10 protein-coding genes are annotated in these 12,646 nt (G+C 36.0%); 8 read left to right on the top strand and 2 right to left on the bottom strand.

Annotation, left to right across the window (positions count from 1 at the left end):
- Positions 1-19: 19 nt before the first annotated feature.
- Both G634_RS0107000 and G634_RS0106995 read right to left on the bottom strand, forming a co-directional pair.
- On the bottom strand, positions 20-985 hold the full coding sequence (locus G634_RS0107000; RefSeq protein WP_026504693.1) for an ATP-binding protein: 966 nt from the start codon (positions 983-985) through the stop codon (positions 20-22).
- Between the two features lie 11 nt (positions 986-996).
- Positions 997-1,752 carry a DnaD domain-containing protein gene (locus tag G634_RS0106995; protein ID WP_026504692.1) on the bottom strand — a complete coding sequence of 252 codons (756 nt, stop codon included), beginning with the start codon at positions 1,750-1,752 and terminating at the stop codon, positions 997-999.
- Positions 1,753-2,112: 360 nt separating this feature from the next.
- Here G634_RS0106995 and G634_RS0106990 point away from each other — a divergent pair, with 360 nt between their 5' ends.
- From G634_RS0106990 to G634_RS0106955, 8 genes are all read left to right on the top strand, one after another.
- Complete coding sequence (locus tag G634_RS0106990) at positions 2,113-3,387, top strand: glucose-1-phosphate adenylyltransferase (protein WP_026504691.1); 1,275 nt, start codon at positions 2,113-2,115, stop codon at positions 3,385-3,387.
- Positions 3,384-4,502, top strand: coding sequence for a glucose-1-phosphate adenylyltransferase subunit GlgD (glgD, locus tag G634_RS0106985; RefSeq protein WP_026504690.1), 1,119 nt, complete (start codon positions 3,384-3,386; stop codon positions 4,500-4,502). The genes G634_RS0106990 and glgD overlap by 4 nt, the downstream gene beginning before the upstream one ends.
- Before the next feature lie 141 nt (positions 4,503-4,643).
- Positions 4,644-4,943 carry a septation regulator SpoVG gene (gene spoVG, locus G634_RS0106980; RefSeq protein WP_026504689.1) on the top strand — a complete coding sequence of 100 codons (300 nt, stop codon included), beginning with the start codon at positions 4,644-4,646 and terminating at the stop codon, positions 4,941-4,943.
- A 283-nt stretch (positions 4,944-5,226) separates the two neighbouring features.
- Positions 5,227-5,802 (top strand): aminoacyl-tRNA hydrolase, encoded by a 576-nt coding sequence (gene pth / locus G634_RS0106975; protein ID WP_026504688.1) that lies wholly within the window; start codon positions 5,227-5,229, stop codon positions 5,800-5,802.
- Between the two features lie 18 nt (positions 5,803-5,820).
- Entirely contained in the window at positions 5,821-9,393 is a 3,573-nt protein-coding gene (gene mfd, locus G634_RS0106970; protein ID WP_026504687.1) for a transcription-repair coupling factor, read from the top strand.
- Positions 9,394-9,548: 155 nt separating this feature from the next.
- Complete coding sequence (locus tag G634_RS0106965; RefSeq protein ID WP_026504686.1) at positions 9,549-9,977, top strand: hypothetical protein; 429 nt, start codon at positions 9,549-9,551, stop codon at positions 9,975-9,977.
- A 170-nt stretch (positions 9,978-10,147) separates the two neighbouring features.
- Positions 10,148-11,344 carry a pyridoxal phosphate-dependent aminotransferase gene (locus tag G634_RS0106960; protein WP_026504685.1) on the top strand — a complete coding sequence of 399 codons (1,197 nt, stop codon included), beginning with the start codon at positions 10,148-10,150 and terminating at the stop codon, positions 11,342-11,344.
- 132 nt (positions 11,345-11,476) lie between these two features.
- Complete coding sequence (locus G634_RS0106955; protein WP_026504684.1) at positions 11,477-12,325, top strand: undecaprenyl-diphosphate phosphatase; 849 nt, start codon at positions 11,477-11,479, stop codon at positions 12,323-12,325.
- Positions 12,326-12,646 lie beyond the last annotated feature (321 nt).

Below are 12,646 nucleotides of genomic sequence, written 5' to 3'. Positions count from 1 at the left end.
AACATAATAACTTTGTAACTTAGTTTTGTTTTTTTGCCATCTGCATACGAATGTCTGGCCCCGAAAGACGGAGCAGCTGGAAGTTCTTCGCAAGGCGCGAAAAAATTCTATCGTGATAGCGGTTTTGAATTTCCTTTAACGAAAGGTTTGTTGAAATGATAGTTGAGCGTTTCAAAAGTTCACGCTCATTGCAAATGGTAAATAGCTGAGCTAAAACAAATGCATTAGAAATCTCAGTTCCCAAATCATCAATAATCAACAATTCGCAATTATATATATTCTCGCAAAGGTTGGCAAGCTCTGTTTTTTTATTAAAGTCATAGTAAAAATCAGTCAGCTTTCTAAACAAATCACAACTGCTATAATATACAACAGAATGGCCTCTGTCTAGAACTTCTTTTGCGATGCAAATGGACAAGAAAGATTTTCCAGTGCCTACTGTACCATGGAATAGGAGATTTTGGTAGGTGGAATCGAAGTTTTTAATAAAATTAATTGATATTTGCTTTGCTTTCCTGAAATGATCCAAATGTTCACCGGTATAATAAGCTTCAGTTAGCTTTTTGAAATTGTTCTCACGAGTCAGTACCTGAAGGTGAGATTGTGCATACAACATGCTTACAACACGCTGGTTGAAACAGTGACATTTTTTATTCCCAATATATCCGGTATCTTTGCAGTCAGGACAATTGTATTTTGGAAGAAGATAGTTTTCAGAAAGACCTGCATCATGCAGCAAAATTCTTTGTCTTGCGCGTATATCTTCCAATTTGTCATGAAGAAAAGCAGAATCTGTCTTTTTTCCATTAAGACGGCTTATCTCAAATTCAACGGAAATTTTTGAAATTGAGTCAGCCAGTTCTTTGTAGCCTGGCACATGTTCATAGACATATTCGCGTCTTTTTTCCAAATCAGCTCGATTTTCCTGCTGGATTATTTCATATTCGTGCATTATTTCATTATATTGTGTATTTGATAGTGCCAAGTTGACCTCCGTTAATTTTTTATAAGTGTTTTTTCGAGCTCATCAAAATCGTAGTTGTTCTGCTCGAAAACATCTATGTTTTTTTTGCTCTGAATACGTGCCACCATCTCTTCGTGACGATTTATCTGCAAAGTGGCATCAGAAACATTTTTTACTCCTTCGGATTTCCAGGTATCAGCGACAGCTTTCATGAACTTAAAGTTGAATTTCCCTGTTTTTCCTGCGCAGTATTTCATAAGAAGGTCCATAACCTCCATGGAAAAAGCATAATTATTTTTTATGAAAAATAAGTCGCTTATCATGTCGGGATTAAGAGTTGTATTAAAATATTGTTCGCAAAGTGCTGCGATTTTCTGATTTTCCATAACCTGATTGTTATGAGGCATAGCATAATCAGACGTTTTTATTTCTCTTTTTTCCATGTTGTTTTTAACAGAAAACATGGAAGAAGTATTAGTATTATTCAAAGTGGCATTTGTTAATTTGAGAAGATTATTATCAAGCCAGACTTCCTTTATAGAGGAATCAGTATTATAGACAATCTTTGCAAGCCCCTTTTTTTCCCAGAAAAGAATGGCTTTTATAACATCTTTACTTGTTTCATTGAATTTATCGGCTAGAATATCAATGCTCGTAGAGATGTTTTCCTGTAAAAGCCTTTTTAAATATAGGTAGACTTTTAACTCCAAAGCATTCGCGTCATATATATAATTATCTATAAAAACATTAGAAATTCCAGTAAAACCGGTACTTTCAGAATTAATCATTGGTTTTTCCTATATTGCCATAAAAGTCATTATTTTTTTGAACGGTTCCATCAAAATAATATAACTTATAGGAACGTTTGTTGCAACTTAAAAAACGGCCAAAAAAATTTGAAAAAAAACCAAAACTTCTGTGAAATCTCGTTCCATAATATTTGGTTATATGATATACTGTTTTAGGAGATATGCGGTTTCTAAAGTAGCATTACTATACCGCTGTTCTTATCTCGTCTTTATTTTATGTTTTAGTAAACTCAGCTTTTTTGGTGCTGGGATCGTTTTTTCAAGTTAGGACCTGTTGCGGAGCGACAGTTGTGTACATGGATGTTGGGCAAAATGACAACTTTAGTGAGGTGGCAAAAGATGATTAAAAAGGAAATGATCGCCATGTTGCTCGCCGGGGGTCAGGGAAGCAGACTTGGAGTTCTGACTGCAAGAATGGCCAAACCTGCTGTTTCGTTCGGGGGCAAGTATAGGATAATTGATTTCCCACTCAGTAACTGTATTAACTCAGGTGTTGATACTGTCGGAGTTTTGACCCAGTATCGACCACTCAAACTTAACTCTCATATTGGAATTGGTATTCCGTGGGATCTCGATAGAAACGTTGGTGGCGTTTCCGTTCTTCCTCCATATGAGAAGAACACAAATAGCGAATGGTACACAGGTACCGCAAATGCTATCTATCAGAATCTCGAGTATATGGAATCCTATCATCCGGATTATGTTCTTATACTTTCCGGAGACCACATCTACAAGATGGACTATGAGACGATGCTCGATTTCCATAAGGCTAACAATGCTGATGTTACTATCGCAGTTATGCCGGTACCAATGGAAGAGGCTAGCCGATTTGGTATCATGATTACAGATGAAAAACACCAAATCGTTGATTTTGAAGAAAAACCTGAACATCCACGTTCAAACCTTGCATCAATGGGTATCTATATTTTCTCATGGAATGCATTGAAAGAAGCACTTATTACTAATCGTAATCAGCCGGGACTTGATTTTGGTAAGCATATCATCCCATATTGCAGAGATAAGGGCGAAAGACTATTTGCTTACGAATTCGACGGATACTGGAAAGATGTAGGAACTCTTACAAGCTATTGGGAAGCCAATATGGAGCTTATCGATATTGTACCTGAGTTCAATTTGTATGAAGAATACTGGAAGATTTATACAAAGAATGAAATCCAGCCACCTCAGTACTTCGGACCAGAAAGTGATGTTGAACGCAGCATCATTGGTGAAGGAGCAGAAATTGAAGGCAAGATTTACAACTCAGTTATAGGTAGTGGTGTTCGAATCGGTAAAGGTACTACCGTAAGACACTCAATTATCATGAATGGCACAGTAATTGGGGAGAATTGCTCAATTGACAAAGCGATTATCGATGAAGAGAGTATCATAGGTAATCAGGTACAAATGGGTGTAGGTGATTCTGTTCAGAATGATCTAAGACCAGATATCTATCGTGATGATCTTTGTACAATTGGTGAAAAGTCTGTTATTCCTAACGGCGTCGTTATAGGTAAAAACGTAATGATTAACGGCGTTACTACCAAAGAAGACTACGAAGACGGAAGGCTTGACAGTGGAAAGACTTTGGATAAAGGGGGTATACAGGAATGAGAGCTATTGGCATTATTTTAGCTGGCGGAAGCAGCAACAAAATGGGTGAATTGTCACAAAAACGTGCAATTTGTGCAATGCCTATTGCTGGGCACTACCGCGGTATCGATTTTGCTTTATCCAACATGTCAAATTCACATGTACAGACAGTAGGTGTTATCACACAGTATAATGCGGGTTCACTTAATGAACATCTTTCATCATCCAAATGGTGGGATTTCGGACGTAAACAAGGCGGTATGTTTATTTTTACACCTACACAGACAGCCAATAATTCAAGATGGTACAGAGGCACAGCAGATGCCATTGGACAGAATCTTGATTTTTTGAAAAAATGTCATGAACCATATGTTATCATCACATCTGGTGACGTAGTTTACAAGATGGATTATAACAAGCTTTTGGAATATCATATAAAAAAACAGGCAGATATTACAGTTGTCTGCAAAGATATGCCGGCAGATGTAAATACAGACAGATTCGGAACAATCAGAATGAATGAAGAGAGCCGAATCGAAGAATTCGAGGAAAAGCCAGTTGTTGCAAGATCCAACACTATTTCTTGTGGTGTGTATGTTATAAGACGCCGCCAGCTCATTGAACTTGTAGAGAAGGCAGAAGCTGAAGAACGTTTTGACTTTGTGCGTGATATCCTTGTTCGCTACAAAGATATGAAACGAATCTATGGTTATAAAATAAAGGAATACTGGTCAAATATCGCTACAATTGAAGATTATTTCCGTACCAATATGGATTTCTTAAAGCCTGAAGTGCGTAATTATTTCTTTAGCGAATATCCTAGTATTTATACTAAGGTTATTGATCTTCCACCTGCAAAATTTAATGTTGGAGTTCAGCTAAAGAACAGTCTTATTTCTTCAGGATGCATTATCAATGGAAGTGTGGAGAATTCATTGGTATTCAAAGAATCCTTTATAGGAAATAATTGTACCATCAAGAATTCCATCATCCTTAATGATGTTTATATTGGCGATAATACGCATATTGAAAACTGTATAGTTGAGAGTCATGGTACAATTCAGGCCAATTCATATCATAAAGGTGAAGACGGAATAAAGATTGTAGTAGAAAATAACGAGCGATATGTGATTTAATAGTATTGCAACTATCTTGTCAAAATAAAAAATTGCATTTAAAAATTTTGTTGATACTTTAAAGCTTTTGTATGGAGTTTCAAGAGTCGTATAAGTCATCTAAAGTCAAAAAATTTTTAGTGCCGTGAGGGGGCCGAAAACATGAAGATTACAGATGTACGCGTTCGTAAAGTCCTGAAACAAGGTAAAATGAAAGCAGTTGTTTCTATAACATTTGATAATGAGTTTGTAGTACACGATATAAAGGTTATTGAAGGTGAGAAAGGTTTATTCATCGCTATGCCTTCCAAGAAGTCAGCAGATGGAGAATACCGCGATATCGCTCATCCTATTAATTCCGATACTCGAAAAGAGATTCAGACAATGATTTTAGAAGCTTATGAAAAGGCAGCTATGTCAGAAGAAATGTCAGAAGATTTACCAGAAACTCCATTTTTGTAAATCGACGTCATTATTTTGATTAAACAATTGCACTAGGATATTACTATTCTGGTTGCAAAGACAACTAAAGGTTATTTCAATAGGCAAGATTTTTGTATAGATGACTTATTAACATAAACAAAAAAGATCTAGGAAACTAGGTCTTTTTTGTTTGATAAAATATAAAACTTTTTTTGACACAAAAGGATAACTCTGTAATAATAAAATTAAGCGGGGCAAACCACACAGGTACTGGTGATTTGTCCTTTTGGTGTGCATATGAAATATAGAGAGGAAGATAGAAATGTACGTAATTGCAGGGCTTGGAAATCCTGAAAGAAAATATATGGGAACTCGTCACAATGTCGGGTTCGATGCAATAGATGCACTTTGTAATGAATATGGAATTGAACTTACAGAAACCAAATTCAATGCAGCTTATGGAAAAGGAAGAATAGGAACACATCAGGTTATCCTTATGAAACCTTTGACATATATGAATAACAGCGGAGAAGCAATAGGACCTATGTGTAGATTCTATAAGATTGATCCTTCTGAAAATCTTATAGTTATTTCGGATGATATAGATCAGGAAGTTGGAAATATTAAAGTTCGTCCCAAGGGAAGTGCTGGCGGTCATAATGGATTAAAGAGCATAATAGCACATTGTCAGACAGATGGATTTAAGAGAGTACGAGTAGGAGTAGGACATAAGCCGCAGGGAATGGATCTTGCAGCATTTGTTTTAGGACACTTTTCCGAAGAAGACAGGAAAGAAATGAAAGAATCAGTTGATAATACAGTAAGAGCTGTTGCAACTATCATTGAGGAAGGCACTGATTCTGCAATGAATAAGTTTAACCAGAAAAAAGTTAAGTAGATTTTTTAAGAGGTAAGAATGAGAGCTATTGAAGCACCTTTACAGAGTTATCCGGTATTTGAAGAGCTGAATAAGTATCTAGACAGTCCATTTGCATGTGCTGAGGTTTTTGGATGCGTTGATTCTCAAAAACTTCACATGATAAATGGTCTCGGAAAGGAAATGCGTTATCGTATAATTGTCACCTCATCTGAAATCAAAGTTAAAGAAATGTATGAGGAATACAAATTTTATGATAAGAATGTTACCGTTTATCCTGCCAAAGATTTGATTTTTTATCAGGCAGATATTCATAGTAATGATATCGTAAAAGAACGCATAAAGACGATAAGGCGCCTTATAGAAGGAAGGCCTGTAACAGTTATAACAACCTTCTCAGCTCTTATGAGTCCTCAGATTCCAGTATCCATGATAAAAGAAAATATTGTGGCACTGGATAAAAGGAAGAGCTTTGATCTTCAAAAACTACTGGCAAAGTTTGTTAAAACCGGATATGAAAAGGTGTATCAGGTTGAAGCTCCCGGGCAGTTTTCTGTTAGAGGAGATATTGTAGATATTTTTGATATCACTGAAGAAAATCCTTATAGAATAGAATTCTTTGATGATGAAATTGAATCTATAAGATCTTTTGACATTAGCACGCAGAGATCTCTGGAAAAACTTGAGTCAATTGAAATCTATCCTGCATCAGAGCTTATTCTATCATCTGAAGAACTTAAAAAAGGTTTCGAAAAAATCGATGAAGAATTTGATAGGCAGTATAACCTTCTTAGAAAAGATTTTAAGACAGAAGAATCAGCAAGACTTAAAAAGTACATTGAGGAAAAAAAGGAAGAGGCACTTGAATTTCATAATCTCTCTTCAATGGACTTTTTCTTAAGATATTTTATAGATGATCCAATATCCTTTTTGGAAGTTTTTCAAAAAGGTAATACTATGATTTTCATAGATGAGCCTTTGCATGTTCAAGGACACGCAGAAGCGGTTTGGAATGAGTTTAGAGAAAGCATGATTCATAGAATAGAGCAAGGATATATACTTCCTACTCAGATGGATCTTCTTTTTTCCGAAGACGAAGTAATAGCCAAAATGGAAAGTGTAAGGCGAGTTCTTATTGAGTCAATTCCTGTTCCAAAGAGTCAGAATCATTTTAATCCAGGCAAAACCTGCGAAATACATGCAAGGTCAATAGCACCTTATAATAATAGCTTTGATGTCCTTGTAAAGGATTTAAAAGATTACAGAAAAAGAGGTTATAAGGTTCTCATACTTTCAGGTTCAAGAACTAGAGCAAAAAGAATAGTTGAAGACTTGCGAGATAATGATGTGCCTGCAGTATATAGTGAAGATCCGGGAAGAGTCCTTGAAAATGGCGAAATAATGACATATTATGGCAGAATTTTTAAGGGATTCGAGTATTCAGAAATTAAGTTTGCTGTTATTGCGGAAAGTGATATTTTCATAGAGCATAAAAAGAAAAAAAAGAAAAGAAAAGAAAATGGTGAACTTATAAATTCTTTGTCTGAATTAAAACCTGGAGACTATGTAGTACATGAAAGCTATGGACTTGGAGTTTACAGAGGAATAGAGAAAATAGTTCAGGATGGCGTAACCAAAGACTATGTCAAAGTTGAGTACGCAGATGGAGGTAATCTCTATGTCCTTGCAACAGGACTTGATGTATTGCAAAAATACTCTTCAGGAAATGCTGAAGTTGAGCATAAGCCAAAGTTAAACAAACTTGGCGGAAGCGAATGGAAAAAGACAAAGTTAAAAGTAAGAAGCGCTGTAGAAGAAGTGGCAAATGACCTTGTAGAACTGTATGCAAAAAGGCAGCAGGCAAAAGGATTCCAGTTTAGCCCGGATACAATATGGCAGAATGAGTTTGAAGATGCATTCCCGTTTGAAGAGACGAGAGATCAGCTTAGTGCAATAGAGGCGACAAAGGCTGATATGATGAGCAATAAAACCATGGACAGACTTGTATGTGGAGATGTTGGTTTTGGAAAAACAGAGATTGCGATAAGAGCCGCATTCAAGGCTGTTCAGGATGGAAAACAAGTTGCTGTACTGGTACCTACCACTATTCTTGCTCAGCAGCATTATAATACTTTTTCCAAGCGAATGAAGGACTTTCCGGTAAGAGTCGATATGCTCTCCAGATTTAGAACCAAAAAAGAACAGACAAAGACACTTAAAGACCTTGGAAAAGGAATGGTAGATATTATCATAGGAACACACAGACTTTTGTCAAAAGATGTTATATACAAGGATCTGGGCCTATTGATAGTTGATGAGGAACAAAGATTTGGTGTAAGACACAAAGAAAAAATAAAGAAGTTAAAAAACAACATTGATGTACTTACGCTCTCAGCAACACCTATTCCAAGAACTCTTCACATGTCTCTAATAGGAATAAGAGATATGAGCGTTCTTGAAGAAGCGCCAAATGAAAGACAACCAATCCAGACCTTTGTATGCGAATATAATCTTGAGATGGTAAGAGAGGCAATTGTTAGAGAGCTTGCCAGAAAAGGTCAGGTTTACTATGTTAATAACAGAGTAAACGGAATAGAAGATGTCTGTGCCAGAATTCAGAAGCTTGTGCCGGAGGCAAATGTAGCGTTTGCACACGGCCAGATGTCTGAGCAGGAACTTGAACGTATAATGTATGACTTTATAAATGGAGATATTGATGTACTGGTATCTACGACCATTATCGAGACAGGGCTTGATATTTCCAACGTTAATACAATGATAATACAGGATGCTGACAAAATGGGATTGTCCCAGTTGTATCAGTTAAGAGGACGTGTTGGAAGATCTAACAGGACAGCCTATGCATTCCTTATGTACAAAAAAGATAAGATGTTAAAAGAGGTTGCTGAGAAAAGACTTGCAGCTATAAGAGAGTTCACAGATCTTGGCTCAGGATTCAAGATAGCAATGAGAGATTTGGAGATACGCGGAGCTGGTTCACTTCTTGGAAAGAGTCAGTCAGGTCATATGATGGCTGTTGGATACGATTTGTATTGCAAAATGCTTGGTGAAGCCATTAAGAGAAAGAAAGCTAATGATACTGAAGAAATTCTTGATTTCGAAACATCGATTGAACTTGAGTGTGATGCTTTCATTCCAACCTACTATATCCTGAATGAAGAGCAGAAGCTTGAAATATATAAAAAGATTGCGTCGATAGAAAGCGCAGAGGAAGCACAGGAAATGATGGGCGAGCTCAAAGACAGATTTGGAGAATATCCAAAGAGTGTCGAAAATCTTGTAAGAATCTCTCTTATACGAAGCACTGCGCATCGTCTTTGTCTTACCAAAGTAAAAGGTGGCGATAAAGAAATTGTATTTAGCATACTTCCTCAGGCAAAAATTGTATCAAAAAATATACCACTTCTTTTGAAAAAACATGATAAAAAGCTCAGCTTTAAGACTAAGGGAATTCCGGCATTTATTTATAACAGAGGAACTGCCCACAAAGACACCAAAGAGGATCTTATTACCGAAACAGAGACAATAATTAAAGATATGGAAAGCCTGCTCCTTTCTTCTGAAAACGAAAAGAAAAAATCCTTAAACTAAACTTTTGGTAAAAATAAGCCGATGTTATTGTTGAAAGTTAAGTAAAATAACAATTTTGAAATTTCAAATATGTTTTATGAAACAAAGTTTGTCTGCACTTACGCCTGCAAAGCAGGCAGTTATTTCAATAGGTGGCTTATTACAGGAGGTAGATAATGAGTGCTAAGGTAATGCTTTACAAGGTTTCACTGGAAGGCCACATGGATGTGATGGCATTTTTGGGTGAGCAGGATGCTCGGACATTTTCCCAGATTCTTTTTGCAGGACCAGGAGAATATAGAATTAGTCAGGCACCGGCAGATGTAGCTGGTTTAAAATATGATTATCCTTGGGCAGTGTCTAATGATAGTGAAGAAACAACTTATGATATCGTATTTTTCAAAGAAAAGAAAATGCGTAATATCTTCGTTATGACTCTTATGTATGCACTGGCAGGAAAATCAATTGAATCTTTTACTGATGACGATACTAAGGAACAGCTTGATGAACTTGGTATGGAACTTGACAGACTTGGAACTGATCATATTCCGTTGTCATGGATTAAGACACAGGCTATGAATTTAAGTACTATAGCAATGGTATAACATAGAATTTCTCTAACAAAAAGCGGGATAATTTTTATAGCTGAAATTTATTAATTTTAGCTATGGAGATTATCCCGCTTTTTTGTTAGTATGTTAGTGTTGCAATGTACAGTTGTAAAGTGAAAAACAATAAGTTGATGATACAGTCATAGTGTTTTGGGAGAATTGTGATGATAAATGAAAGTTATAAGCAGATGCTTGGAGCTAAAAGTGTTATAAGAAATCTTGCTGAGTTTGCCACAAAAAGGGGACAAATAATAGGATATGAAAATGTTTTTGATTTTAGTTTAGGAAATCCGTCAGTAAAAACACCGGATGAATTCACAAATGTAATGATAGATCTTTTGCAAAATGAAAATCCAATGAAGCTTCATGGATACAGTCCTACTTTAGGCGATCCGTCTTTTAAAGAAGAAATTGCAAAGTCTTTAAATAAAAGATTTGGAATGATGTACAGAAGTGAACACATCTTCCCGACAACAGGAGCAGCAGGTGCGATAGCACATGCAGTTAGAGCGGTTACCAAGCAGGGAGATACAGTTCTGACTTTTGCACCTTTTTTCCCTGAATATAAGCCATATATTGAAGGATGCGGAGCGAAACTCAAAGTTGTACCAGCTGATACCACTACTTTTCAGATAAACAAAGAAGAGTTTGAGAAGATGCTCACAAGCGATGTTGCGGCAGTTCTTATCAATACACCAAATAACCCGTCGGGAGTAGCATATTCTACTAAAACTCTTGAATATCTTGCTGATTTTCTTACGAAAAAATCAGAAGAGTATAAACATACTATTTTCCTTATTTCAGATGAGCCGTATAGAGAAATTGTGTATAAAAATGCTGATTCACCATATGTTTCAAAGTTTTATCCTAACACACTTTCATGTTATTCGTTCTCAAAATCGCTATCACTCCCTGGAGAACGAATTGGATATGTTGCAGTTAATCCTCTTTGTGAAGAATCAGATTGTATCGTACCTATATGCGGTCAGATAAGTAGAGGAACAGGACATAATTGTCCTCCTTCAATTATTCAACAGGCAGTTGCTAAAGTATGTGACCTGACTGCTGATTTGTCGGTATATGAAAAAAATATGGAAATAATATATAAAAATCTTATAGAAATGGGATTTACTGTTTTGAAGCCAAGTGGTACATTTTATATATTGCCTAAAGCGCTTGAAGAAGATTCAATTGCTTTTTGTAATAAAGCAAAAGAGTATGATCTTATCTTTGTTCCGGCAGACAATTTTGGAGCACCTGGCTTTTTCAGAATGGCATACTGCATTGATACTGAGAAAGTAGAGAGAGCGATGATAAGACTAAGACAGTTCGTTGAAGAGGTTTATGGAAAAGAAATATAAATTAAGGCGAAGAAGTTTTTGTAATGCGTAGCATATTCTTGTTAGATAAAAAGTAAGAAAAAGCTTTGGTGCTTATTTATACTAACGACTGATACTCTTTTGGAAATAAAATAGAATCAAAAGAGGTGACATATGATCGATTTATTAAAAGCAATTCTATATGGAATTGTGGAAGGTATTACTGAGTGGCTTCCTATAAGTTCAACCGGGCACATGATTCTTCTTGATGAATTTTTGAAGATGGATGTATCTCCTGAATTTTGGAAGATGTTCCTTGTGGTTATTCAGCTAGGTGCTATTCTGGCGGTAGTTCTTTTGTATTGGGAAAAAATATTCCCATTCGATCTTAGCAAAAAAGCTATAGAAGAGCATAGAGTAAATAAAATAGAAATCTGGCAGATGTGGGGGAAAATTCTAGTAGCCTGTATTCCTGCAGCAATAGTAGGTGTACTGTTTGATGACTGGCTTGATGAGCATTTATACAAGGGAACTGTTGTTGCTACAATGCTTATTTTGTTTGGTATCTTCTTTATTATAGTCGAGAACAGAAACAAGCACAGAAAGCCTAAGATAAGAGATATCAAAGATCTTGATTATAAGACAGCTCTTATAATAGGTGCATGGCAGCTTATTGCAGCTATATTCCCGGGAACATCCAGAAGTGGTTCTACAATAATAGGAGCACTTCTTGCAGGAGTATCCAGAAAAGTTGCTGCACAGTTTACATTTTTCCTTGCAATACCGGTTATGTTCGGAGCAAGTCTTTTGAAAATTGTGAAATTCGGATTTAACTTTACTCCAATGGAGGGAGCAATTCTCTTTGTTGGAATGTTTGTAGCTTTCATTGTGTCCATAATAGTAATCAGATTCCTTATGAGCTATATCAGAAAGCATGACTTCAAAGCCTTTGGATGGTATAGAATCGTATTAGGTATTATAGTAATGGCATATTTTGTTGCAAATGGAATATTAAAAGGCTGATAGAGACTGTTTATCCGCATTTATTGCGGGTAGGCAGTTTTTTGATATAAGAATACAGGGCAATTTTTTATTACAAGGAAGCTGCATACTCAAAATACAGACATCCAAACAGGCCAAAAGCTGGATAGGAACATAACAAAAAAACGTTAAAAAGATTGACAATATCGAATATCTGCGATAAACTCAAATTTGTAAAGAAAATTATCGCAAACTGATACATCTATATCGCGATAACTTTACCAATGCAATGTGCTGATTTGCTGGTCAATTACTGTTATTTACTTAAGATAACAGTGAATTATCTTTTTTACACAGATTCAA

The organism is Butyrivibrio sp. NC3005 (genome assembly GCF_000424545.1).
Taxonomy (GTDB): domain Bacteria; phylum Bacillota; class Clostridia; order Lachnospirales; family Lachnospiraceae; genus Butyrivibrio.
The sequence above is the reverse complement of the archived record's forward strand: the minus strand, read 5'-3'. Positions and strand labels throughout refer to the sequence as shown.